Origin of the sequence: Shewanella sp. SACH, from assembly GCF_001887095.2 — a bacterium.
Classification (GTDB): Bacteria; Pseudomonadota; Gammaproteobacteria; order Enterobacterales; family Shewanellaceae; genus Shewanella; species Shewanella baltica.
This window is the reverse complement of sequence record NZ_MPDG02000003.1, coordinates 78,271-101,287: the sequence shown is the minus strand read 5'-3', so window position 1 is coordinate 101,287 and position 23,017 is coordinate 78,271. Positions and strand designations below refer to the sequence as shown.

The following is a 23,017-nucleotide window of genomic DNA, read 5'->3' as shown; positions in this document are numbered from 1 at the left end:
TTAAGGCTTACTCAACTTGCCAATCAATGGCTTCGCCTGCACGAATCGGCACTACGTTAGTGTCGCCCTGCGGGTAAGTTGCAGGGACATTCCATGGTTTTTTCACTAGCGTGATCGTGTCGGCGTTACGTGGCAGATTGTAAAAGTCTGGGCCATTGAAGCTGGCGAACGCTTCGAGTTTATCCAGTGCATTCACCGATTCGAAGGCTTCGGCATACAGTTCAATCGCGGCGTGGGCCGTGTACGAACCCGCGCAGCCACAGGCGGCTTCTTTTTTATCCTTAGCGTGGGGCGCCGAATCTGTGCCGAGGAAGAACTTCTTGCTACCGCTTGCTGCAGCGGCCAATAACGCTTGCTGGTGGGTGTTGCGTTTTAAAATCGGTAGGCAGTAAAAATGTGGGCGAATACCGCCAGCCAGCATGTGGTTGCGGTTATACAGCAAATGGTGGGCTGTAATAGTCGCGGCCACATTATCAGAGGCTTGGGTGACAAAATCGACCGCATCTTTAGTGGTGATATGTTCAAGCACGATTTTAAGTTCTGGGAAATCGGCAACGATTTTGCTGAGGATATTTTCGATAAAGACGCGCTCGCGGTCGAAAATATCAATCGATGAATCCGTGACTTCACCGTGCACTAAAAACAACATACCGACTTCTTGCATGGCTTCGAGGGCTGGGTAGATGTTCTTCAAATCGGTTACGCCTGAATCCGAGTTGGTCGTCGCGCCCGCAGGGTAGAGTTTCGCGGCGACAATTTTACCCGAAGCTTTGGCTTTGCGGATTTCATCTGGGCTGGTTTTGTCGGTTAAATACAACACCATCAAAGGTTCGAACTGTGAGCCCGCTGGCACCTGCGCTTTAATGCGGTCGTAATAAGTCAGTGCGGTTTCGGTATCGATAGCGGGCGGCACTAAGTTTGGCATGACTATGGCGCGGCCCATATAGCGGCTGATGTCGCGCACGGTATCTTTAAGCTGGGCGCCGTCTCTTAAATGAATATGCCAGTCGTCTGGGCGAGTGATTGTTATTGTGGTCATAGGGTTTGGTCTTTTGATCGTTTTTGCTGCGAGGGTGGCAGGATCTTATGTGGCAAGGATTTTACTGTAAAGGGAAACTCGGTAGTTTCGGCCAATAAATCTGTTAAGACATGTAATTGAAGCGCTTAGCCAGATGGCCCGCGCTATGTCACTGTTTTTAGCATCGGACACTTTTGATTAATCTGCTGCGGACACTTTTCGATTTAAACCCCAGTGTCCGCGGACACTTTTATCAACAAAGCAAATGTAAGGTTATGAATAATAATATTTTTACTGATTTGGCATAGGCTTTGCTATCTCTGTGGTATAGATTTCCAATAGTGTCCGTTGATTGCGCTCCGGCACTGATGATTCCGACAGGGAAGCGAGTAAAGCCATGATTAAAGATACTAGCGGCCAAGATACCGTACTTGTGCCATCGTCCACTAAACGTCTTAAGTTACCTCTGTTGATCGGCGGTTGCGCCTTATTAGTCAGCGCCTTAGTGTGGGCTAGCTTGGGCACAGATAGCGTGAGCAAATCCTTAAGCCGCAGCGACATCACTACCGCAAAACTCTTCGTTGGAACGTTAACCCGCGATGTTGCGACCACAGGTAAAATTGTGGCGGCGAATGCGCCTATTTTGTATAGCACAGAGGAAGGCACAGTCACTCTGCTGAGTAACCCTGGCGATAGCGTCAATAAAGGCGATGTGGTTGCCAAACTCGATAGCCCAAGATTATCCAATCAGTTAGAGCAGGCTAAGTCGATTTTGGCGGGAATGCAGAGTGCGTTAGAGCGCGCCAAGTTGGACGCCAGACGCGGTCAACTGCAAGTGAATCAAACCTTAGACATGGCCGCGGTTGACCTAGAAGCCGCCAACAGAGAACGTCGCCGTGGTGAGTTGTTAATTAAAAATAAGCTGATCAGCGAAATCGATTACGAAAAAGGCAAAGACGAATTGCACAAGGCTAAACTCAAGTTTACCCATGCCGAGCAGGAAGTCGCGTTAACAAAAGACACCCTGACCTTTGAAGTTAAAAACAAAGCCTTAGAAGTCGAGCGCCAAACCCTAGCCGTGCACGAACTCGAACGCCAAGTTGAGGCCTTGAATATCAAAGCCCCCGTAGGCGGCATTATCGGCAACTGGATCACCGAGCAGAAAACCCGTCTTAGCGCTAACCAACCAATTCTAACCGTTGTGGATTTAAGCGCCTATGAGGCCGAGCTTGCGGTGCCAGAGTCCTATGCCGACGATCTGGGTTTAGGCATGGAAGTTGAGCTCAGTTTCGGCAGCGTGAAGTTAATGGGCAAGTTATCGTCCATCTCCCCCGAAGTACGTAACCGTGAAGTGACCGCAAGAGTGCAGTTCGTTCAAGATAACAGCTTGAAACTGCGTCAGAACCAACGTATCTCCGCCCGAGTCTTGTTAGAGCACAGACCCGATGTGTTGATGGTGAAACGCGGCGCCTTTATGACCAGCGGCGGTGGCGATGAGGTGTACCAAATCGAGGGCGATCTAGCCAGCCGCCGCGCGATCAAACTCGGCAGTACAAGCCTGAGCCAAGTCGAAGTGCTGGATGGCGGTAAAGCCGGAGATGAGTGGGTGATATCCAGTGTCGAGCCCTTTAATCACGCCGAACAGGTCAGGATTCATTGATGACCGATATTCGTAAATTACTAAATAACCAATCTGATGAATATAACAGCGCAGTGATCAAGGTGAATGACGAAACCTGCTGCGACATGGATAAGAATAGGAGCCGAATATGCGTGATAAACAATTTGATTTCAGCATGTTGATGTCATCAAAAATGTTTGGCGTGTTGGCCTTACTGCTATTGGTGATCGCGGTGGAGTTGAGTATCGGTGAAGCCAATAGCTGGTTTTTCCTTGGACTGAATGTGCTGGAATGGACCAATCCTTTGGAGGAGGTTCGCCAAGTGGGTGAGGTTTCGGTCGAAAGTGCCGACCTTATATTGGGCGTTTTTGTGTGGCTTTTAGAGTCTGTCGTTGAGCCATTTTTCGGCTGATGACGCTGCCATGCATCGAGTCGTTTAGATGCAGCGTAAAATTGATTTGATTATTTTAAGGAAATTAACATGTTATCAATGAAGAGTGTGAGCAAGGTTTTTAAAACGGATTTAGTGGAAACCCACGCCCTGCGCGATTTTAACCTCGAAGTGAATGAAGGCGAGTTTGTCGCGGTCACGGGTCCTTCTGGCTCAGGTAAAACGACCTTTTTAAATATCGCGGGTTTGCTCGAAGGTTTTACCCACGGTGACTATTTTCTCGATGGCATTAACGTGTCTAACCTGAGCGATAACAAGAGCGCTGCTATCCGTAACGAGAAAATCGGCTTTATCTTCCAAGGCTTTAACTTAATTCCTGACCTTAACTTGGCAGAAAATATCGAAGTGCCGCTGCGCTACCGTGGTTTTAATGCCAAGGAACGTCAACGCCGCGTACAGCAAGCATTAGAACAAGTGGGTTTAGCTTCACGACTCAAGCATTTTCCCACTCAGCTTTCGGGCGGACAGCAACAAAGGGTGGCGATTGCCCGTGCTTTGGCGGGTGAACCCCGCTTCCTGCTCGCCGATGAACCAACGGGTAACCTCGACAGCCTAATGGCACGTCAAGTGATGGAATTACTTGAAAATATCAATCAAGCGGGCACGACTATTATCATGGTGACCCACGACCCTGAACTCGCTCGCCGCGCCCAGCGCAATATTCAAATTGTCGACGGTCAAGTGTGTGATTTTACCATGTATCAGCCCCATGGCAGTGTGCAAACTGCGGCGACCCCGCACCCATTAGACAAACTTGTCGCCAACGCTGACTAAGGATACACATTATGTTTTTTTATTATGTTGATTTAGCTTGGCGCAGCATTAAGAAAACCCCCGCGCTGTCGTTGTTGATGGTGTTGGCGATTTCGATTGGTATTGGTATCACGATCACCACGTTAAACGTGTACAAGATGATGTCATTTAATCCTGCGGGTGAACGCTCTGATGAGTTAAATGCGGTTCAACTTTGGAGCCAAGGCCCAGATTCTTGGGATGAGTTTAACTCGTTAGTGACTTATCAAGATGCGATGAATCTGCGCAACAATACCTTACCTAAACGCCAAGCGGCGATGTTTCGTACTGGGATGGCTGTGCAAACGGAGGATGCTAATTTTGCGCCTATTTTAGAAAGCATTCGAGTGACGGACAGTGACTTTTTTAAGCTGTTTGACGTGCCATTTTTGTACGGTAATGCGTGGGATAAATCCGTAGACACCGAACCTGCTTATCAAGTGGTGATTAACGATAAACTCAATCAAAAGTTGTTTGCGGGTCAAAACAGTGTTGGCAAAGTTATCTATCTTAATCGTAAACCTTATCAAGTGGTTGGGGTGATTAAAGCCTGGGATCCTAAGCCTAAATATTATGATCCCACTAACGGTGCCTTTAACGACACGGAACAAATTTTTGTGCCGTTTTCGCTGACGCCTATCGAAGAGTTTGATATATGGGGTAACACTTCGGGTTGGAAGTTTGAGACGATGAATAGTTACAGTGATCGCCTGAACTCTGAAAAAGTGTGGTTGCTGTATTGGGTTGAGTTGCCAAATAAAGACGCAGTAGCCAGTTACCGTTCTTGGCTCAGCAATTATGTGGCGGAGCAAAAAGCCCTGGGCCGTTTTACGGATAATAAATCAGCCGCTGACTCAGTCAAAGTATCCGATGTGGCGACTTGGCTTGAATACAATAATGTGGTGCCCGAAGACAATAAAATCTTGGTTGGCTTGAGTGCACTATTTTTAAGTGTTTGTTTAGTCAATATATTAGGTTTGATGCTGACAAAGTTCCTCAAGCGTGCACCCGAGGTGGGAGTGCGCCGTGCAATCGGTGCTAGCCGTGCCCAAATCTTCGCTCAATACATGGTGGAAGTGGGCATGATTGGTTTATTCGGTGGTTTGCTGGGACTTGCTTGGGCCTACGCGTCACTTTACGGCTTATCGGCACAGTTTGAGGTCTCGAAGGGGTTAACCCATTTATCGGCGAGTATGTGGATTATCACCCCAAGTATTGCGGTAGGCACAGCCTTGTTGGCTGGCTTGTATCCCGCGTGGGTTGTTTGTCGCACTAAACCTAGCGTTTATCTGAAAAGCCAGTAAGGGACTCATTATGTTGCATATTAAACCTATTCTCAGCAGTTTATTGCGCAGTAAAAGTGGCCCAATCTTACTGCTTATTCAGATTATCTTGTCTGTGGCGATTGTGGCAAATGCGAGCTTTATTATTCAAGAGCGTTTAGCCCTGATGCAGCGAGATTCGGGGATTAAAGAGTCAGAAGTTTTGACCTTTAGCTTGTTTAACTTTGATCCATTGATTGATAAAACCGCGCAAAACAAAATTGATCAGCAAATTTTGCGGGGGCTACCCAATGTGATTGATGCGACCTCAACCAATATGTTGCCGTTAAGCGGTGGCGGCTGGTCGAGCACGTTAAATCTGGGCCCCGACCCAGATAGCGCTAAATCGACACCGCAATTTGCCATGTATCTAGGGACAGATCATACCATTGAGACCTTAGGCATTAAGCTGATTGAGGGGCGTAACTTTTATCCCCATGAACTAAAGGACAGCCTCGATAGCCCGAGTCGCTTAGCGATCATCTCCAGCGCGTTAGCTAAAGCCGTTTGGCCTGATGAATCCGCACTTGGCAAAGTGTTGTACGAGGGCAAGGATGCGCAGATCACTGTGATTGGGGTTGTCGAAAAACTGCAAGGCGCGTGGATTGACAGTTCTAGCCTTGAAAACAGTGTGATTCAAAATGTGGATTATGGTAGCAGTTCTTACATGGTACGGGCTAAACCTGAGTTTCACGCCGAGCTTAAAGACGCGATAAAAAAAGCGCTGCTGGCAGAGAATCCTAATCGAGTACTCGATGGCTTTAAGTCAATCGAGGCCTTAAAAGATAGCTCATATCGCGATCATAAATTGATGATTACTGTGTTAACTATGATGGTGGTGTTGCTGCTGCTGATCACTTCGCTCGGTTTGACGGGCATGGTGATGTTTAATATCCAGCGCCGCACTAAGCAGATAGGTACCCGCCGCGCATTGGGTGCTAAAAAGCGCGATATTATCAGTTACTTCCTCGTGGAGAACTATTTGATTTGCTTAGCGGGAGGCGTGCTGGGCGGCTTGTTAGCAATACAGTTAGGCCAGCAGTTAATGAAAATCTATAGCTTGCCTATGTTGGACTTAAGCTATCCATTATTTACTGTGGCAGGTTTGTTTATTGTCACCACGCTGGCGGTTTACTTACCGGCGCGTAAGGCGGCAAATATTTCGCCAGCAACGGCAACCCGCAGCGTATAGCGAAATATTTGATGTCACTCAAGGTACGATAAAAGCCCGATAAAAGTGCGATAACAATAGGATGTTATTGCACTTTTTGTTACTTTACGGTTAATAGTTTTATATAGGACAACACTCATACTTATGGATACTATCCTCATCGTCGACGACAATCATGCTATCTGCCAAGCCCTAGGTTTGATGCTAGAACTCAATGATTATCGGGTGCTGACTTGCCATAGCCCAGAGGACGCCCTTGGATTATTGGCGACGCAAGATGTGGATTTAGTGATCCAAGATATGAACTTTACTCGGGATACCACCTCGGGTGAGGAAGGCAAGCAGCTGTTTTACGCCCTGCGCGAACGCCAAGGCGATCTGCCGATCATTCTGATGACGGCGTGGACTCAGCTCGAAACCGCCGTTGAATTAGTCAAAGCGGGCGCCGCCGATTACATGGGTAAACCTTGGGATGACGCTAAGGTACTCAATAGCATCACCAATTTGATTGCGCTTTATAAACTCTCCCGTGCTAACCATCGTCTCGAGCGGGTGAATCATCAACGCCAAGTGGCGATCGCCGATGCGGACCTCTGCGGGATTGTCTTTGGCAGCGGCGCGATGCAGCGTTGTATTGATTTAGCCTTGCAACTGGCGCGCTCCGATGTGTCGGTCTTAATCACTGGCCCCAATGGCGCAGGTAAAGACAAGCTTGCCGATATTCTCCATGCCAATTCTCCCTTAAAAAACAAACCCTTTATCAAGGTCAATGTCGGCGCCTTACCGATGGATTTATTAGAGGCAGAATTGTTTGGTGCCGAGGCGGGTGCTTTTACGGGCGCGACTAAAGCCCGTATTGGTCGCTTTGAAGCGGCCGACGGCGGCACACTGTTTTTAGATGAAATCGGTAACTTGCCCTTATCTGGCCAAGTGAAATTATTGCGGGTGCTGCAAACCGGTGAATTTGAACGCTTAGGTAGCCATAAAACTCAAAAAGTGAACGTGCGAGTGATCAGTGCGACCAATGCGGATCTGGCCCAAGATATTGCCGAAGGGCGTTTTCGCGAAGATTTGTTTTACCGCTTAAATGTTATCGAACTGGCATTGTCGCCACTGAATCAACGCACCGACGATATCTTACCTTTAGTGCAGCATTTTATCGGCAGCGATTTTAGCTTGAGTAAACCGGCATTGCAGGCGTTATTGCACCATCGCTGGCCGGGAAATGTACGCGAGCTTGAGAATGCCTGTAAGCGAGCGGTATTGTTGGCGCAAAGTCATGTGTTGACCGAAGCTGACTTTGGTTTAGCACCTGTCGTGAGTGTCGTAAGAGCTACTTCCCATATTTCGGCAGCTTCTGAGCCTCGACGCTTTGATCAGCGACAGTCTGATCCGCGCATCTTTGAACAGAGACAATCTGATCCTCAGCCAGCTTATGCGTCTGCTTCTATTCCCGCTAATGCCACTTTTTCTGATGGCTCTGAACGCGGTCAAGCGCCGTCTGCTAATGAGGCGATAGAAGTGAGTCGAGAAGATATCGAAGCGGCGCTAAAACAGCACCATGGTGTGATTGCTAGGGTCGCCAAAGCGCTTGGACTCAGTCGTCAGGCGTTGTATCGGCGCATGGATAAGTTTGGTTTAGATAAGTCATAGGCCAAGCGCAGATGCTAGGTCGTAGCTTTTAGACAGCAGCTACTAGGCTACAGATTCTAAGCTTCAGCTTCTAGGCCACAGAAAGGCTATCGATTAAGGAATGTGAGTGTTAATTCGAACTAAACTAATCATTTATTCAATGGCTTGCTGCGCCTTTGGCGTCTTGCTCAGCTTTGCCTTAGTGAAATATTTCTCACCTAATGCTTCGTCTGTTGCCACGTCGAACACGATTGAAATCCCTGATGTGAATGTGCAACTCGATTTTGCGGAGCTGGAGAAAACCGTCGCTTCCATCGAGCTTGCCCTTAAAGATACTGAACAATTACAGCTGACGGCAGCCATGCAAGCGCGCCAGAGGACCGAGCAGATTAAGGCAGAACTGCAAAAGCTTGAACAACTTAAACAAGAGCAGTTACAGATAAAACTCTCCAAGTTAGAACAGCTTAAAGAAGGGCAGTTTAATTTCACTGCTCATATTGCTGATCCTTTACGTGTAGAACCGCTATCGATTTTACCGCCCAAAGCCCCTGTATCCCCAGTGGCGCCCGCTGAAATAGCAGACAACGAGCGAGTCTCGAGTTTAACCTTAGGTGAAGGTTTGCTGGTGTTATTGCTCGCTTGTGGAGCGTGCGGTCTAAGTGTCGCTTGGTTAACACGGCATCTGGGTCGCAGTTTGGACTCCCTCGAAATAGGTCTACTGAACTTTAGCGATAATGACTTTAGCGTGAGTATTCAAGAGTATGGTGAAGGTCAGCTCAAAACCTTGGCCCAGTTATTTAATCATTCTGCGGCAAAATTGCGCCAAGAAAGGCAATACATTTACCAGCGTGAGTTATTGCTGGATAAGGTGATCCAAAGCTCTCCCAACGTGATGTTATTGCTCGACGACCATCAGCGGCTAATTTACGCCAACGATGCGGCGCGTCACCTATTCCACAAAAAGGGCAAAATGGAAGGTTTGAGCCTAGATGAATTGTTAGTGGACTTGCCCGAAGTATTGGCCTTAGCGCTTAAACATGAAAAGAACGGTCTCTTTGCCATGGGCGAAGATGATGTGGAAACTTGGTATTTGAGTCGCGGCCAGTTTTTGTTGAATAACCAACAACATAACTTGATTTTACTTAAGCAGATGACCCGCGAGCTTAATCGTCAAGAGGTGGCTGTATGGAAGAAAGTGATCCGCATTATTAGCCATGAACTTAATAACTCAGTGGCGCCCATCGCCTCTATGGTGAACTCTGGCCGATTGCTTACCAAAGATATCAATAATCCCAAGTTAACTTTGATTTTCGATACGATCGAGAATCGCACCAGTCATCTGAGCCAGTTTATCTTCAACTATGCCCGCTTTGCTAAGTTGCCGCTCCCGCAGCGGCGTCAGGTGAATTGGACGCAATTTACGACCCAGTTAACCCAGCATTATCCCTTTAAACTTAGGCATGATTTGCCTGAAGTCGATGGCTATTTCGACCAAGGACAGATGGAGCAAGTGCTACTCAATTTGCTTAAAAACGCCCATGAATCTGGTTCAAACCCAGAGGAGGTCACCCTGTCAATTCGGTATCAAACCTTAGTGGATGGTGCGGGTTTTAGCATTGCGATCGAGGATCGCGGTACTGGCATGTCTGGCGAAGTATTAGAGCAAGCGCTGTTGCCATTTTACTCCACGAAACAATCGGGTACTGGGCTTGGTCTACCTCTGTGCCGTGAAATTATCGAAGCCCACGATGGCAGTATTAGCATGCATAATCGCAGCGACGGCGGCCTGTTGGTTCGGCTGTGGTTACCACAATGACTATGGTTACCACCATGGGGGCCACAATAATCCTCACGTTTTGTATCAGCACAGCAATGCGACCCTAGGGTCGCATTTTTATTGCTTCTTCATTAGTTCGTTTACCCTATTACTCCGGTCTTAACGGCTTCTTTGCGCATTAGCCAAATGGGCTATTTTTGCCTTTTTACCTTAGCTCTTCGGGCTAATTTGCCCCCCAGCGTAATGACGGGGGATCTTCAACCCTGTTAACCTGCTTTATCGAAAATTGACGCTAAAACTCCCGTTGTTAAAACAGAGGTTGGCGCGGTTTTTAAGGTTCGATTAAAAGGTTAAGGAGGGATAAGTGAAACAGTTAAAACAGCGTCTGCTTACTTACGTTTTATGTCCATTCCTGCTGCTGGCTTCCCCTATCACTCTTGCCGATAACGACATTGAAATTAGTGGTTTAGTGATAGATAGAACCTTGACTCGGTTTGGTAAGGATTTTGGCTTCTACTACTCAAGCTATTGGCGCGAGCTGCCCTTTACCCAAGGCTTTAACGTAACGCTGTACGAGACTGTGTTTCCGCAGGCCGGAACCGTTTTAACCTTAGAAGTAAACGGGACACGGATTTACACCACCCATTTTGGTCGTCGTGCAAATCCGGTTAAAGAGAGTGCAGAGCAGGCGATTTTGATCACGATTGATTATTTAGCGCAAGTCAGAGCCAATGCAATAACAGGTGATTTTTCAGGAACATCGGACGACTTTTAGGATAATAATAATGACATACAGGACGTTACTTGCCCTTGTCACGCTATGTGTGGCAAGCAGTGGCCAAGCCACTGAATTGATTTACACGCCAGTGAATCCCAGTTTTGGCGGCAATCCACAAAATGGGGCTTTTCTATTAAATAAAGCCCAAGCGCAGAATGACAATAAATCCAACTCGACCGAGAAGGACTTTGTTACCCGTTTTAAAGAATCCCTAGAGCGTAACATCATCAACTCGATCACCCGCGGTGTCGCTGATGGCGAAATCACCGATGGCGTTTACGATACTGGCGATTTTCGTATTGAAGTGGCATCGACAGGAAATGGCGTGATGTTGACCATCACGAATACTGAAACCGGTGAAATCACAGTGATTGAAATGCCGACGTTTGGAGGTATCAACTAATGGCCCGTTTAGTCTTTTTGGGTCTATTGCTGTTAAGCATGTCGGCCTGTAGCTTGATCCCAAAACCCGATTTAAATATCACGCCTGCCGAGGTTAACCCCTTGAGTGAGGTGATGCGTGGGCTACAAACTCAACCTGGCCCTAAGTTTCCCATCCCAGTAGCCGTGTATTCCTTTCGCGATCAAACTGGCCAATATAAACCACAGGCTAACGTGAGTTCGTTTTCGACTGCGGTGACTCAGGGCGCAACTTCGATGTTGATGCAGACCTTGCTCGATTCTAAATGGTTTACCCCAGTAGAACGTGAAGGGCTACAAAACCTGCTGACTGAGCGCAAGATCAGTAATAAACAGAGCGGTACTAAGGGTGATGATGTGCCCGTATTATCCACCGCCAGATTGTTACTCGAAGGTGGCGTCATTAGCTATGAGACTAACACCAGCACAGGCGGTAGCGGTGTCGAATACTACGGCATTGGCGCTTCGGAAATGTACCGTGAAGATCAGGTGACCATTTATCTTCGCGCCGTCGATGTGCACACAGGTAAAGTGATGATGTCGGTCTCGACCAGCAAACGTGTTTTATCCCAAGAAATGCGCGCGGGTTTATTCCGTTACACTAGTTTAAATCGCCTCGCCGAGGCTGAAATCGGCTTTACTACCAATGAGCCAGTGCAGTTTTGCGTGTTGCAAGCCATTGAATTAGCGGTCGCTGAGCTGATTGATAAGGGCATTAAGCAAGGCTACTGGAGTCCAACTCAAGTCACCCAGCCAGTCGAGAAAGCGCAGGAATTGAGTCAGAGTTAGGCGCTAGACGTCGGAGTTAGATATCGCTGAAAGCAGGCCTCTACTTTAACTCTTAGTCACTATATGTGTGAATGCGTAAAAGAAAACCGAGCCAGTTAAACTGACTCGGTTTTTTATTGGATTAAATTCTGCTGTGGTTGGACGTTGGCAGTGTTGTGGGCTGTGTGGTGTTAGTCCGCTTGCATGGCCTTCCAAAACAGTTCAAAACTGGCATCGCGGTACCTTGTATTCGTACCCAAGTGCGGGTTATCGATAAAGAATCGGGTTGCCGCCAGATATTGGCCATGGCAGTTTTCTAGCATCAGCTCCAGCGGATAGTGGGCGATTAATCCCTCTATTTGTCCTTGCTTAATCAGTTCGCTAATAAAGCCTAAGATGCTGTTCATCGCCTGATCGCGCACCTTAGCGGCAATCATGGGCGACATTGAATATTGTTGAAAAAACAACTGTTTGACAGGGTTGTCCAGCGACCAATCAATCGCACTTTGCCATAGTTGTAGGGCATTGAGCTTTAGATCGCTGCCCTTATGGGTGTTTAACAGTAAGGTATCGGCAAATTCTTGTTTTATAGTAAGAAACAAAGATTCCATCAAGGCTTCCTTGGAAGGAAAATGATGGAACAAGGTACCTGTTGCTACGCCTGCTTGCTTAGCAATCGAGGCGGTGGACGTGCCATGAAACCCTTGGCTGACAAAGAGTGCTAAGGCCGTGTCGAGAATGGCTTGGCGCTTATCTGTCATGGTTTTAATGGGTTGCGGCGTTAATGGCTGATTCAAGATTTATCCCCCAATGATTAGCGCAAGAAGAGTTTCATCAAGATGCGCTGGATAACAGTGCCATAGGGCGGGTGCACAAATTTACCCGTGTTGAATCGACCACGGCTGAGCACTGTTTTAGCGTGGCTGAAGGTTAAAAAGCCTTCCTTACCATGGTAATGCCCCATGCCCGATGGGCCGATTCCGCCAAAGGGCGCATCGTCGGCGGCGACATGGAACACGGTTTCGTTAATGCACACGCCGCCAGAATGGGTCTGTTGGAGGATTTTTTGCTGACTTTTCTCATTGAAACTCATCACATACAGCGCTAGCGGTCTTGCTCTGTGGTTGATGTATTGAATCGCTTCATCTAAGGAGTCGTAGCCAATGATCGGCAGTAATGGACCAAAAATTTCCTCTTGCATCAATAGCATGTCTTCACAGGTATTCGTGATTAGCTGAGTTGCGAGTTTGCGATGTTGGCTATCTATGGCTTCGTCCGTCGCCGAAATAATATGGGCACCCTTAGCTTTCGCATCTTCGAGCACAGTCATAAGGCGGTCAAACTGACGGGTATTAATGATGCTGCCATAGTCTTTGTTGTGGTTTATCGCGCCGTACATAGCATTAAATTTAGTTCGGTAGGCGGCGATAAATTCATCCACTTGGGCTTTAGGGCATAGAACATAATCGGGTGCAACACAGATTTGTCCAGCATTCAAACACTTACCATAAATCATTCGTTCTACTGCTATCTCAAACGGCATATCGGGGGCGATAATGACTGGCGATTTACCGCCCAATTCGAGTGTCACTGGGGTGAGATTATTGGCTGCGGCGCGCATCACATGGCGGCCAACTGTGGTGGAGCCGGTAAAGAGTAAATGATCGAAGGGCAGGGCTGAAAACGCAGCGGCAACATCAGCCTCACCTTCAACGACTGCCACGTGTGACTCATCGAAGACTTGTGCCAGTAGCTGTTTGATCACTTGGTTGGTCGCAGGGGTAAATTCAGACAATTTGAGCATGGCGTGATTACCCGCGGCGATTGCGGTCACTAGCGGGCCAATCGACAGCATGACGGGGAAATTCCACGGCACGATAATACCTATAACGCCTAAAGGCTGATAATGCACTGTGACTTTGGCAGGGGCGAGCAACAACCCCGCATGGCGAGCGCTGGGCTTGAGCCATTTCTTTAGATTTTTCAAACTGTAATTGATGTTGTTGATGACAGGCATAATGTCTGAGATCAGGCTGTCATCAATCGATCTATGGCCATAGTCTTGGCTTAAGGCTTCGACTAAGGGCGTTTTAAATTGCAGTATGGCCGCTTTAAGTCGAGTTAATTGCTCCACTCGCGTAGCGTAATTAGGATTCGGCGCCGCTAAATAACTGCTGCGTTGGCGTTGGAGCAACTGAGTCAGTGGCGAGGCATTAAGGTGTTCGGTGGCCATATTCATTGTGGTTGCTCCAAGCGAGATTATAGGCTGAGTCTTATTCGGCACTTTAGTTAAGGTTTAATCTTAACGATTGAACCTGTTATTAAACAAAGACAGATAAATAAGTACCGACTGATTAGTCGGTTTATCCTAGCTTGCTTAGTGAGATGGTGCAAGGTATCTGGTGTATTTTTGAGCAAGATCACGGCTTGTTGTGGCGTTAGCTTTTACACTAAATCAAGGGTTGTTACATAAGGAGCATGTATGGCATTGTTAAAGCATGGAATTTCAATTGGTATTGAACGCTATGGTGATGATGATTTTTTCGTTGCCTTTAAAGCTATCGGTACCTTAACTCATCACGACTACGAGATGATGGTGCCTGTGTTGGAGTCGGCACTGGCGGGCGTAAAAGATCCCGATATCTTCGCTTTAGTGGATGTGACTGAGTTAGATGGCTTGGAATTACAGGCCGCTTGGGATGATCTCAAACTTGGGGTGAAGCATATTCGTCATTTCGAGAAGATTGCCATAGTCGGTAAGACGACTCTGCAGGAAGTGCTGGCTAAATTGGCAAACTGGTTTACGCCTGTTGAGGTCAGGTTTTTTGTTGACAATGGCGATGCCGTTGCTTGGTTAAAAGGCTAGTTGCTCAGCAATCCATTCGCGCCATAGAAGGAGTACAGATTATGCGTACAGGTCAAATACTCTGGCCCACAGATTTTTCGGAAACTGCGGCCCATGCACTGAGTTATGCCATTGAAATGGCAAATCTATACCATGTAGGACTCAAAATTTTACACGTGGTTGAACAGCCGCTTGGCGATGAAAACTTTATGATTCTATCGATCACTCCTGAAGAGCTGGCTAAGAGCATGGAGGAAGCGGCAGCAACCAAGATGCAGGCGCTGTTAGAAGGGTTAAACACTGAACTTCCTATCACGACCTTGATCCGCCGCGGCGATCCTGTGTACCAGATTTTAGAAGAGGCCAACAGTAAAGATATTGGCATGGTAGTGATAGCGAGCCATGGCCGAACGGGGATTTCACATTTTTTACACACCAATGTCGCAGAAGCGGTAGCTAACGGTGCGGCTTGTCCTGTGCTGGTGGTGAAGTAAGTGAGTTAGTGGCTTGACTCAATAAATTCAAAGGACGCTTATTGCGTCCTTTCTTTTTGATTGATAAAGAATAATTAATTGAAATGGGTACGCAAGAAGCATAGCTAACTGCTATAAAATAGTGGTATTTTGACTTTAATAGATAGCCTGATTAAAACTCAAATGATGGATAAGCTTATGCGTACTCAAGAAGTGTTATGCCCTACGGATTTTTCATCCACCGCAGCCCATGCGCTCAAATATGCGGTTGAAATGGCTAATCTTTATCATGTCGATATTCGATTATTGCATGTGACAAGCCCAGCCCGTGGCGCCCATTGCTATGGTATTGCGGTCGATATTCCAGCCACATTGGAAAATGAACTTCAAGCCTTTGTCGATGCAAAAATGCAAAGTTTGCAGCAGGAAATGCAGCAAGATCTCAACGAGGGACTCAATATTAAGCTAGTGGTGCGCCATGGTGATGCTATCGATGAGATTTTAGCGGAAGCCGTTGATGTCGGCATGGTGGTGATTGCCAGTCACGGCAGCAGTGGTTTAGCGGATTTTTTAAAGCCCCATGTCACACAAGATATTGTTAAGTATGCGAAATGCCCTGTGCTAGTGGTGAAGTAAAACTTTTGGATAAAGAGCCTTAAATCAAGAGCTATAGATAAAGCTCTTTGAGAAAACCTAGTAGGAATCGTTTTTAATTATTTTAGGTTCTGTTAGCTTGGTTGACGCCTCGGCTTCATTTTCTAATGACATCAGGCGTCGATATTTTTCCTGCAAGGCCACTAAGCTCCCATCTTGGGTAATTTGTTTGAGTCCCGCATTAAAATCATCCCGAATTTGTTCACTGAGAAACGCAAACTTATACTCCGTTGGTGGGAATATTTGGTGGCAAATGGCCTGTTGTTTTAAATCATTTTCAGTCAGCTTTCCCTCAAGATAGGCCTGTTTTAGGTAATATTTGAAGATATTTTTATCCATCACTACGACATCGGCCCTGTGTTTCATCAGCATATAAACTTGCTGCACTTGCCTCGCTTGTTCTTGGTAGCCGCTATTGGCCTTAACCATTTTGGCAAACTCTTCCCCCAGTAACGATGATGCGCGCTGAAAGGAGACGACTTGCTTGTTTTTTAAATCGTCTATGCTATTGATAGTAAAATGATTGGCTTCGAGACTAATGGCGCAGTTTTGGTAGGTTATCGCAACATTGGAGTAAAATACGTTGTCGAGCATGCCATCTTTAATGTTGATGATGCCATCGAGTTTACCTTCCCTGAGTTCATGGAAAGTGCGCGCCAGCGGTAAGTAGTGGATAGAAGCGGTATGACCTTTAACGGCGAGGGCTTGGTTCAGTAATTCGAGTTCGAGTCCGCTATTGGTTGCTTGGATAACATAAGGAGGAATAGATAGGCTGACGCCTATCTTAATTTCTGCCGCTTGGCCGAGCTGAGCGCCGCATAAGGTGAGTAACCCCATCAATTTATAGCGGTTACGACGAGCCACTGAGCTATTTGGCTTATTTAGATTTTGCGCCATAAGTTACCAATACCTCCGCGGTACACACTTGCAACTGTGTTTGATACTCGCCAGTCTTTCCATGACTCGATTGAGTAAGTGTAGTGTGTCTGTGAACTCAGCACGGCTTTATTTATTCAAATACGCTAAAGAATGAGCAAATTAAAAGGATGAGCCAGGTTCACGCAGAAAGGCAATTTCTTCTGCTGTCGATTCTCTGCCTAATATGGCGTTTCTATGTGGATAGTGACCAAATCTATCGATAATTGCCTTATGTCGCAATTCAAACGCTAAGTTGGCCATCGCCGCTTCGCGATTAAACAGTTTAACCGCGACTTGATGGATCATGGCCGACTCGCTGTGCATATAGGGCATAAAGAGAAACGGCACTTGTTTAGGTTTAATTGCTAAATCAACCTGTTGGGCAACGGCTTCTTGGGCTAGCACTAAGGCGATGGCATCGGCTTCGAAAGCGGCAGGCGTATCACGGTAAATATTACGGGAGAATTGGTCGAGCACTATGATCTCCGCTAATCGACCTTGGGGTGTGACTCGCCAATGGGAAAGCTCACCACGTTTAGCTTGAGCTAATATGTCCCCAAAGCGCTGTTTGATTTGTTCGTCAAATTCAACATCTTTAATCCACCAAAGCTTTGGCTCAATTTCTTCAAACCAAAATGTCAGTATTTGATCGGCTGTAATTATCTGGCTCATCTTAGCGTTCCCTCATAGGTGGTGAGTGACATTACAAATAACAGTTGTTGGGGGAGGATGACAAGTCGTTTCGCTTGATTTAGGGGGAGATTGGTTATCTGAAGAATTGGTCGCTCAGCGGAAGTATTTAGTGTTGGCTATTGCCTTATTGACTGAATATAAAGTAGTTTTGATGATAATTACTTTTGTCTCTAGGCAGGTCATTCTATGTCATCTTCAATGCCAGTATCGCAACAAGTTTCGAAGCAACATAAGGCGTTTTTGCGTAAGCTCTATTTAGCGCATTTAATGGATGACGACCGCCATAACCTTTTATCACTCAATAAGTTAACTGGAATGCCGCGCCGCACCTTACAGGATGCCATCGCCGCATTTGAGGATATAGGTATTCGGGTCGAGTTTGTGCTGGAAGGCAGCCGTAACAATGCTGGATATTACCGCATAGTGACGTGGGGCCCAATCAGCAGCGCTTGGGTTGATACCCATCTAAGTGAAATCGCCGATCTGATAGGTGTTGTTGAGATCGGCGAAACCGCAGTGTGAAGCGGTCAGTTTTAAGTTCGGCAATCACGTCATAAAAAAATAGGCGGCAAATCCTGCCCAACTTAACAGTAGTAGGGCGATGGCAACCCAAGTGGCACGGGTGAACTGGCTTTGGGAGTCGAAGGCTTCGTCAGCATCGTCTAGATCATTGATGTCATTCACTGTGCGAGATTTCGCTTTCAACTGTTGTTTACGGACTTTATCCCGCTCACGGGCTTTGGCTTTAAGCAGTTTTTTATACTCGGCGATGCCTTTTTCAATCCCTTGGGCAATGAGCTTAGTTTGCTCTTTGGTTTGTCCTGGCTTTTGGGTGGCTTTGGCTGCGACCAGTGCTTCTTGCTGAGTTTCTGTCGAGATAGTGGGTTTCATCTGGATTCTGCCTGATTTAACGCGACTTAAGTTAACGCGACTTAAGTGAATGCGGTTTGAGTTAACGCGCCTGCGGCTGAAATATACTCGTGAATACGAGAGTCAATATGCCCGCGAAGCTGCTCGCTAATTCGTTAGTAATAAGCGAGCGAAAAGTGTCATAGCCAGATTATACCCACATTAGACATTAAAACTTATGGCCAATATCTTCATTTCATTAAAAAATCAGTGGATGCCCGCCTTCTGGTGCAGCAACGTATACTGGTTCATAGTCCCATACTTCACGAATGGTATCGACCGACAAGGCTTTTGCTGGCGTGCCTTCGCTCACGATTCGCCCTTGTTTCAATACGATTAATTGATCGCTATAGCGAGCAGCTTGGTTAAGGTCGTGCAGTACTACTATCACAGTGTACGCGTGCTGATGAGCTAAGTTTTGGGCTAACTCAAGCACTCTGTGTTGCTGGGCGAGATCTAATGCCGATGTTGGCTCATCGAGTAACAGTATGGGCGGGAACGGCGATTGACTGAGTTGAGTCAAGACGCGGGCGAGCTGGACTCGCTGTTTTTCGCCGCCGGAGAGGGTTGGATAACTGCGCTTAGCCAGATGGGTTAAGCCCACTTGCGCCAGCTGCTCGGCAACTAACGCTTCCCCCTCTTTATGACTGATGGTTAAGGGATAAAGACCCATAGCGACCACTTCGAACACTGTAAAGGGGAACGTGAGACTGGCGTGCTGTGGCAGTACGGCTAAGGATTTTGCTAGTTCGCGCCTCGGCCAATCCACCAGCTGGCTATGGCCTAGGCGGATACTTTGCCTTGGCGTACTGATTTCTTGGCAAAGGGCTTTGAGTAGCGTCGATTTCCCCGCGCCATTGGGGCCGAGTAGGGCGGTTACTGCACCGGGTTTAAATTGCACATTAATATCGCTGAGCACCGTTTTCTGCCCAATGCTGACATCGAGCTGACTAATGCAGAGCTCAGTGCGCTCAAACTGTGCATTAGCTGAATGAGTTAGATGTGCTCTAGGTGCTAATTCAAAATCTGATCTTGATTCTGATTTGGCATAGGAAGTGACAGTCATAACGCCTCGCTTAGATGAGATTACTGCGTTGTTGCAGTAGTAAGAAAATGAAGAATGGCGCACCGATGAGCGCGGTCACCAACCCAACCGGTAACTCTGCTGGTGGCAAGAAGGCGCGAGCGCCGATATCGGCTAAGGCTAATAGGGCGGCACCTAAAAGGGCGCTGATGGGCAGCAGTTGGCGATGATCTGGCCCTAACATCATGCGGACTAAATGCGGTACCACTAGGCCGATAAAGCCAATAATGCCGGTCGCCGCGACGCTTACGCCAACGCCTAAGGCACAAAGTAAAATAAGTCTAAGCTTGAGCCTATCGACATCTATCCCTAAGTGGCGCGCTTCGGATTCGCCAAGCAATAAGGCATTGAGCGCCGCCGCATCTTGGCGAAATCGCCAGCTGAGTAATGCTAAAGTCACGAGACACAGGCTGACATACATCCACTGCGCACCCGCTATCGAGCCCATCTGCCACAAGGTTAAGTCACGCAGCGCCATGTCGTTGGCAAGATACGTGAGCATGCCAATTCCAGCGCCTGTCAGTGCTGCAATGGCGACGCCCGATAGCAGTAACAACACGACTGATGTTCCGGTTGGGCTACTGGCGAGGCGATAGACAACAAGGGTGGTGATTAAACCCGATACAAAGGCACTGATGGGGATCATGAATGGATTTGCATTGGGTAACAGCACGATACAGATGGCCGCGCCAAGAGCTGCGCCAGATGACACCCCGATAATACCGGGATCAGCCAAGGGATTACGAAACAGTCCCTGCATCACTGCGCCGCACTGGGCGAGTGTGGCGCCTACTGCCAGTGCCAATAATGTCCGCGGCAGGCGAACAGTGTTGACCACCAGTTGTTCGTGGGGCGCAATATTGCCTATGTTTTGCTGGGTCGCCCAATTAAGCACTGCGCTTAGGGCATCCACTAGGCTGATACTGACCGGCCCTGTGCTGACCGAGAGTAAGCAGCTTAGGGCTAACAGTGTGACTAAACCGGGCCAGAGCCAGCGATTGAGGAACATCTCAACTATCCTTTCTATTTTTATCAGGTGACTAATCTGGTGTGTGAGTCAGTAGTGCAAGTCTGCGAGTCCGATTAGTGGCTCATACAAGCCATTCAAATAAGTGACTCATATAATCAATATGAGCGCACCTGATGATTGACGGTATTCTTTACTATGCAGGTTACTGATTTTGCTTGAGCAATGTGCTGGCGAGCGTATCGGCGGCGCTAATCGCACTGATGCCTAAACCACCGAGAAGCGCTTGTGGCGCCAGCGTTTGAATATGGCCGTTTTTACCCGCGGGGGTATGGGCGAGTAGCGGCATCTCTTTTATCAGTTCTTTGGCAATTTGCGCGTTGGTTTGCTCGGTGGGTTTATCGCTGCGCTTCGACAGTAAGATAATGTCGGGCTGCAAGGACAAAATCCCTTCCTGAGACATACTTTTGTAGCCATCAAACTCGGCGATATTCTGTGCACCTGATAGCGCGATAATAGTATCAGCGGCAGTGCCTTTACCGCCGACCCGTGCGCCACGGCCTTCTTGTAGCAGCATAAAGAGGATTTTTGGCTGAGCGCCAGCATCGCTTATTTGTTGTTTTTTATCCGCCAAGCTTTGCAGTTGTTGATGTAAGTCCAGCTTTAACTTAACAGCGTTATCAGGACGATTGAGTAATTGACCTAAGGTATCCACATTGCTCATTAGCTGCGGCTCATCGTTCGTTGCGGGTAACTGCACAACTTGGATATTGGCTTGTTTTAATACATTGAGCGTGGTCTCAGGCCCCATGACATCCGAGCCGACAACGAGTGTTGGCGAGAGGGCGATAATGCCTTCGGCAGAGAGCATTCTGTGATAGCCAAGCTTAGCCACATGGGCTAAACCGTCAGGTACATAGCTGGTGGAATCTATGGCGATCAGCTCATTACCCGCATCGAGGGCGAGCACGAGCTCAGTGACGCCCGTGCCCGCACTCACGAGTCTTATCTCATGTTCAGAATGCGTTTCAGCACTAAAGGCGCTGGACGATAGCAAAGCCGCAAATGCTGAGGCGATAAATACCACTTTGCTTAATGGCTTAAATCGGCTTAACGGATTAAATGCGCACTTAGGCTTATGCGGATGGCCAAGGGCGCTAGTATCTATTTTTAATGACATTTTAGTTGCTTGAAACAACATGGTTGAACTCCTAATACAAACTTGTTCGCCACAGGCTTAGTTACTGTTTCTAACATCAGACTTTCAAAATGGTAGCTTTAAAAATCAGTACGTTAAGTTCAGTAGATTAAGATCAGTAAGTTAAAAGTCGTGGTTTACTGCCTGCATCTTTTCGTGTTGGTTTTGGTCTTTAGCTAGAGAGGCTGTACTAGCTGTGTCTCTGGCTCATTATCTAGCTTGCTCATTTGGCTTTTGGGGGCAGATAGCGGGCTTGGCAACGCGCTAATGCTCCATCAATATTTGGGTCTGGCTGATGGACTGCGTCTGTAGCAGCGCGAGCAGTTGCATCAAAGGTTCCACGGGCGCGGCCTTATCGGCGGCAATAATCACGGTCGCCTCTGGCATAGTGTTAAAATGTGCGGTAAACGCGGCGGTAAAAGTCGCTAAATTATCAAATGTCTCACTATCTATTGCCCAATAAGGCGCTGTCGCCATGATATTGATGGCAATCGTTGGCTTGTTGTCGATTGCAGTGATGGCCGAACTTGGGCTTTGCGGCACATCTACCGGCAAGCTGAGTAGTTGGCTGTTTGCCGTCAGCAGTAGAAATACCAACACAATAAAAATAATGTCGATTAACGCGGTTAAATCTAGGCTCGGAAGTTGCTCAGGCGAAGCAATGCCTGCCTGCGAGCGCGGTGATGCATCTGCACTTATCATGTCTGTGGCTCAATCTGGGAATGAGAGTTGAATGCCGACTTTTGCTCAGTGCTGCTGTTGCTGACTTTGCTGAATGCTTGGTATTGATTGCTATCGATTGAAATATCTTCGATACCCGCTAACCACAGATTGAGTTGATTGAGTACATGCCCTGCGCGCAGGCATTGACCTTGGGCCCAAATGCCAAAGAGATGGGCGGCGGTAATGGCGGGCACTGCGATAATGAGTCCGGCAGCTGTGGTGTTCATCGCAAGACCGAGTCCGGCGCTGAGTTGCGCTGGGGTAACTGGGCCTTGTGATTGCCCAAGCTGAGCAAACATGTCGATGAGGCCTAGTACGGTACCAAGTAGGCCGAGTAATGGGCTGATAATGCCAATTACTTGTAAAACCTTTAGTCCGGCTTGCAAGTCGCGTTGCTGTTTGTTGAGCCACAGACTGAGCAATTCTTCCCTTAGCACTTTGGGCTGGTGGACTTGTTTGAGTAACAAGGTCGCGCCACGGGCGAGTAAATCTTGCTGTGCGCTGGTTTGCGCTAGCAGCGCGCTGACGTTTTCAGTGGTCGCCGTCGAGCTTGATTGACGCAATGACGTTACCCAAGCCTGTTTTTTCGGCCAGATTGACAGCAGAGTTTGATGCAAAAACAAGGCGCTACGTTCAAGGCAGATCATCAAGGCCAAAAATGCACATAACAACAAGGGCCAAGTTAGCACGCCAAGCTGAGTCTGTAGGGTTGAAAAATCAGTTATGGGCATTAAGCCTCTCCAATCGATTGAAAAATCAGTTTTATACGTCAGTGAGTGGATCAAAAAGTGAGCTTTACTATG

The 23,017-nt window shown here is 47.6% G+C and carries 25 protein-coding genes; 14 read left to right on the top strand and 11 right to left on the bottom strand.

Annotation, left to right across the window (positions count from 1 at the left end; translation table 11 throughout):
- Window positions 1-7: 7 nt before the first annotated feature.
- Window positions 8-1,039, bottom strand: a complete 1,032-nt coding sequence (pyrC, locus tag BM607_RS14640) for a dihydroorotase (RefSeq protein WP_071940165.1) — start codon at window positions 1,037-1,039, stop codon at window positions 8-10.
- A gap of 376 nt (window positions 1,040-1,415) precedes the next feature.
- Here pyrC and BM607_RS14635 point away from each other — a divergent pair, with 376 nt between their 5' ends.
- From BM607_RS14635 to BM607_RS14590, 10 genes are all read left to right on the top strand, one after another.
- Window positions 1,416-2,678, top strand: a complete 1,263-nt coding sequence (locus tag BM607_RS14635; RefSeq protein ID WP_071940166.1) for an HlyD family efflux transporter periplasmic adaptor subunit — start codon at window positions 1,416-1,418, stop codon at window positions 2,676-2,678.
- Between the two features lie 109 nt (window positions 2,679-2,787).
- Window positions 2,788-3,051 (top strand): hypothetical protein, encoded by a 264-nt coding sequence (locus BM607_RS14630; protein ID WP_071940167.1) that lies wholly within the window; start codon window positions 2,788-2,790, stop codon window positions 3,049-3,051.
- A 69-nt stretch (window positions 3,052-3,120) separates the two neighbouring features.
- Window positions 3,121-3,864 carry an ABC transporter ATP-binding protein gene (locus BM607_RS14625; protein ID WP_012088444.1) on the top strand — a complete coding sequence of 248 codons (744 nt, stop codon included), beginning with the start codon at window positions 3,121-3,123 and terminating at the stop codon, window positions 3,862-3,864.
- Between the two features lie 11 nt (window positions 3,865-3,875).
- On the top strand, window positions 3,876-5,186 hold the full coding sequence (locus BM607_RS14620; protein ID WP_012586969.1) for an ABC transporter permease: 1,311 nt from the start codon (window positions 3,876-3,878) through the stop codon (window positions 5,184-5,186).
- A gap of 10 nt (window positions 5,187-5,196) precedes the next feature.
- Window positions 5,197-6,396, top strand: a complete 1,200-nt coding sequence (locus BM607_RS14615) for an FtsX-like permease family protein (protein WP_071940168.1) — start codon at window positions 5,197-5,199, stop codon at window positions 6,394-6,396.
- A 123-nt stretch (window positions 6,397-6,519) separates the two neighbouring features.
- A complete protein-coding gene (locus BM607_RS14610; protein ID WP_071940169.1) occupies window positions 6,520-8,028 on the top strand; it encodes a sigma-54 dependent transcriptional regulator in 1,509 nt (502 codons plus the stop codon).
- Window positions 8,029-8,134: 106 nt separating this feature from the next.
- Window positions 8,135-9,823 carry an ATP-binding protein gene (locus BM607_RS14605; RefSeq protein ID WP_071940170.1) on the top strand — a complete coding sequence of 563 codons (1,689 nt, stop codon included), beginning with the start codon at window positions 8,135-8,137 and terminating at the stop codon, window positions 9,821-9,823.
- A 325-nt stretch (window positions 9,824-10,148) separates the two neighbouring features.
- Window positions 10,149-10,559 (top strand): curli production assembly/transport protein CsgE, encoded by a 411-nt coding sequence (locus tag BM607_RS14600; protein ID WP_006082813.1) that lies wholly within the window; start codon window positions 10,149-10,151, stop codon window positions 10,557-10,559.
- A gap of 10 nt (window positions 10,560-10,569) precedes the next feature.
- Complete coding sequence (locus BM607_RS14595; protein ID WP_006082812.1) at window positions 10,570-10,965, top strand: curli assembly protein CsgF; 396 nt, start codon at window positions 10,570-10,572, stop codon at window positions 10,963-10,965.
- Complete coding sequence (locus BM607_RS14590; RefSeq protein WP_006082811.1) at window positions 10,965-11,771, top strand: CsgG/HfaB family protein; 807 nt, start codon at window positions 10,965-10,967, stop codon at window positions 11,769-11,771. The genes BM607_RS14595 and BM607_RS14590 overlap by 1 nt, the downstream gene beginning before the upstream one ends.
- Window positions 11,772-11,941: 170 nt before the next feature.
- On the opposite strand, the gene BM607_RS14585 is transcribed toward BM607_RS14590, so the two are convergent.
- Together BM607_RS14585 and BM607_RS14580 are read right to left on the bottom strand one after the other, a co-directional pair.
- Window positions 11,942-12,547, bottom strand: coding sequence for a TetR/AcrR family transcriptional regulator (locus BM607_RS14585; protein WP_006082810.1), 606 nt, complete (start codon window positions 12,545-12,547; stop codon window positions 11,942-11,944).
- A 17-nt stretch (window positions 12,548-12,564) separates the two neighbouring features.
- Window positions 12,565-13,989, bottom strand: coding sequence for a coniferyl aldehyde dehydrogenase (locus tag BM607_RS14580; RefSeq protein WP_071940171.1), 1,425 nt, complete (start codon window positions 13,987-13,989; stop codon window positions 12,565-12,567).
- A gap of 243 nt (window positions 13,990-14,232) precedes the next feature.
- On the opposite strand from BM607_RS14580, the gene BM607_RS14575 reads away from it, so the two are divergent.
- From BM607_RS14575 to BM607_RS14565, 3 genes are all read left to right on the top strand, one after another.
- Window positions 14,233-14,616 (top strand): STAS/SEC14 domain-containing protein, encoded by a 384-nt coding sequence (locus tag BM607_RS14575; protein ID WP_071940172.1) that lies wholly within the window; start codon window positions 14,233-14,235, stop codon window positions 14,614-14,616.
- 41 nt (window positions 14,617-14,657) lie between these two features.
- The gene (locus BM607_RS14570; RefSeq protein ID WP_006082807.1) at window positions 14,658-15,089 is read left to right on the top strand and encodes a universal stress protein; all 432 of its coding nucleotides are present in this window, start codon (window positions 14,658-14,660) and stop codon (window positions 15,087-15,089) included.
- A 177-nt stretch (window positions 15,090-15,266) separates the two neighbouring features.
- On the top strand, window positions 15,267-15,704 hold the full coding sequence (locus BM607_RS14565) for a universal stress protein (RefSeq protein WP_006082806.1): 438 nt from the start codon (window positions 15,267-15,269) through the stop codon (window positions 15,702-15,704).
- 57 nt (window positions 15,705-15,761) lie between these two features.
- Here the strand turns inward: BM607_RS14565 and BM607_RS14560 are convergent, their stop codons facing one another.
- Together BM607_RS14560 and BM607_RS14555 are read right to left on the bottom strand one after the other, a co-directional pair.
- Complete coding sequence (locus BM607_RS14560; RefSeq protein ID WP_071940173.1) at window positions 15,762-16,619, bottom strand: transporter substrate-binding domain-containing protein; 858 nt, start codon at window positions 16,617-16,619, stop codon at window positions 15,762-15,764.
- A 141-nt stretch (window positions 16,620-16,760) separates the two neighbouring features.
- Window positions 16,761-17,312, bottom strand: a complete 552-nt coding sequence (locus BM607_RS14555; RefSeq protein WP_071940174.1) for a DUF924 family protein — start codon at window positions 17,310-17,312, stop codon at window positions 16,761-16,763.
- A gap of 207 nt (window positions 17,313-17,519) precedes the next feature.
- On the opposite strand from BM607_RS14555, the gene BM607_RS14550 reads away from it, so the two are divergent.
- Complete coding sequence (locus BM607_RS14550) at window positions 17,520-17,855, top strand: winged helix-turn-helix domain-containing protein (protein WP_071940175.1); 336 nt, start codon at window positions 17,520-17,522, stop codon at window positions 17,853-17,855.
- A 24-nt stretch (window positions 17,856-17,879) separates the two neighbouring features.
- On the opposite strand, the gene BM607_RS14545 is transcribed toward BM607_RS14550, so the two are convergent.
- From BM607_RS14545 to BM607_RS14520, 6 genes are all read right to left on the bottom strand, one after another.
- A complete protein-coding gene (locus tag BM607_RS14545) occupies window positions 17,880-18,224 on the bottom strand; it encodes a DUF2956 domain-containing protein (protein WP_071940176.1) in 345 nt (114 codons plus the stop codon).
- A gap of 217 nt (window positions 18,225-18,441) precedes the next feature.
- Window positions 18,442-19,308, bottom strand: coding sequence for a heme ABC transporter ATP-binding protein (locus BM607_RS14540; protein WP_071940177.1), 867 nt, complete (start codon window positions 19,306-19,308; stop codon window positions 18,442-18,444).
- A gap of 10 nt (window positions 19,309-19,318) precedes the next feature.
- Window positions 19,319-20,335, bottom strand: coding sequence for an iron ABC transporter permease (locus BM607_RS14535; RefSeq protein ID WP_071940178.1), 1,017 nt, complete (start codon window positions 20,333-20,335; stop codon window positions 19,319-19,321).
- A gap of 163 nt (window positions 20,336-20,498) precedes the next feature.
- Window positions 20,499-21,494 (bottom strand): hemin ABC transporter substrate-binding protein, encoded by a 996-nt coding sequence (locus BM607_RS14530; RefSeq protein ID WP_071940179.1) that lies wholly within the window; start codon window positions 21,492-21,494, stop codon window positions 20,499-20,501.
- Between the two features lie 261 nt (window positions 21,495-21,755).
- Complete coding sequence (locus BM607_RS14525) at window positions 21,756-22,193, bottom strand: biopolymer transporter ExbD (protein ID WP_071940180.1); 438 nt, start codon at window positions 22,191-22,193, stop codon at window positions 21,756-21,758.
- Window positions 22,190-22,945 (bottom strand): MotA/TolQ/ExbB proton channel family protein, encoded by a 756-nt coding sequence (locus BM607_RS14520; RefSeq protein ID WP_071940181.1) that lies wholly within the window; start codon window positions 22,943-22,945, stop codon window positions 22,190-22,192. The genes BM607_RS14525 and BM607_RS14520 overlap by 4 nt, the downstream gene beginning before the upstream one ends.
- Window positions 22,946-23,017: the final 72 nt, after the last annotated feature.

What these genes read in the sequence shown, in the direction of transcription:
- pyrC (WP_071940165.1), bottom strand. Translation starts at nt 1,039, where the DNA reads ATGACCACAATAACAATCACTCGCCCAGACGACTGGCATATTCATTTA.
- BM607_RS14635 (WP_071940166.1), top strand. Translation starts at nt 1,416, where the DNA reads ATGATTAAAGATACTAGCGGCCAAGATACCGTACTTGTGCCATCGTCC.
- BM607_RS14630 (WP_071940167.1), top strand. Translation starts at nt 2,788, where the DNA reads ATGCGTGATAAACAATTTGATTTCAGCATGTTGATGTCATCAAAAATG.
- BM607_RS14625 (WP_012088444.1), top strand. Translation starts at nt 3,121, where the DNA reads ATGTTATCAATGAAGAGTGTGAGCAAGGTTTTTAAAACGGATTTAGTG.
- BM607_RS14620 (WP_012586969.1), top strand. Translation starts at nt 3,876, where the DNA reads ATGTTTTTTTATTATGTTGATTTAGCTTGGCGCAGCATTAAGAAAACC.
- BM607_RS14615 (WP_071940168.1), top strand. Translation starts at nt 5,197, where the DNA reads ATGTTGCATATTAAACCTATTCTCAGCAGTTTATTGCGCAGTAAAAGT.
- BM607_RS14610 (WP_071940169.1), top strand. Translation starts at nt 6,520, where the DNA reads ATGGATACTATCCTCATCGTCGACGACAATCATGCTATCTGCCAAGCC.
- BM607_RS14595 (WP_006082812.1), top strand. Translation starts at nt 10,570, where the DNA reads ATGACATACAGGACGTTACTTGCCCTTGTCACGCTATGTGTGGCAAGC.
- BM607_RS14590 (WP_006082811.1), top strand. Translation starts at nt 10,965, where the DNA reads ATGGCCCGTTTAGTCTTTTTGGGTCTATTGCTGTTAAGCATGTCGGCC.
- BM607_RS14580 (WP_071940171.1), bottom strand. Translation starts at nt 13,989, where the DNA reads ATGAATATGGCCACCGAACACCTTAATGCCTCGCCACTGACTCAGTTG.
- BM607_RS14575 (WP_071940172.1), top strand. Translation starts at nt 14,233, where the DNA reads ATGGCATTGTTAAAGCATGGAATTTCAATTGGTATTGAACGCTATGGT.
- BM607_RS14570 (WP_006082807.1), top strand. Translation starts at nt 14,658, where the DNA reads ATGCGTACAGGTCAAATACTCTGGCCCACAGATTTTTCGGAAACTGCG.
- BM607_RS14565 (WP_006082806.1), top strand. Translation starts at nt 15,267, where the DNA reads ATGCGTACTCAAGAAGTGTTATGCCCTACGGATTTTTCATCCACCGCA.
- BM607_RS14560 (WP_071940173.1), bottom strand. Translation starts at nt 16,619, where the DNA reads ATGGCGCAAAATCTAAATAAGCCAAATAGCTCAGTGGCTCGTCGTAAC.
- BM607_RS14555 (WP_071940174.1), bottom strand. Translation starts at nt 17,312, where the DNA reads ATGAGCCAGATAATTACAGCCGATCAAATACTGACATTTTGGTTTGAA.
- BM607_RS14550 (WP_071940175.1), top strand. Translation starts at nt 17,520, where the DNA reads ATGTCATCTTCAATGCCAGTATCGCAACAAGTTTCGAAGCAACATAAG.
- BM607_RS14545 (WP_071940176.1), bottom strand. Translation starts at nt 18,224, where the DNA reads ATGAAACCCACTATCTCGACAGAAACTCAGCAAGAAGCACTGGTCGCA.
- BM607_RS14540 (WP_071940177.1), bottom strand. Translation starts at nt 19,308, where the DNA reads ATGACTGTCACTTCCTATGCCAAATCAGAATCAAGATCAGATTTTGAA.
- BM607_RS14535 (WP_071940178.1), bottom strand. Translation starts at nt 20,335, where the DNA reads ATGTTCCTCAATCGCTGGCTCTGGCCCGGTTTAGTCACACTGTTAGCC.
- BM607_RS14530 (WP_071940179.1), bottom strand. Translation starts at nt 21,494, where the DNA reads ATGTTGTTTCAAGCAACTAAAATGTCATTAAAAATAGATACTAGCGCC.
- BM607_RS14525 (WP_071940180.1), bottom strand. Translation starts at nt 22,193, where the DNA reads ATGATAAGTGCAGATGCATCACCGCGCTCGCAGGCAGGCATTGCTTCG.
- BM607_RS14520 (WP_071940181.1), bottom strand. Translation starts at nt 22,945, where the DNA reads ATGCCCATAACTGATTTTTCAACCCTACAGACTCAGCTTGGCGTGCTA.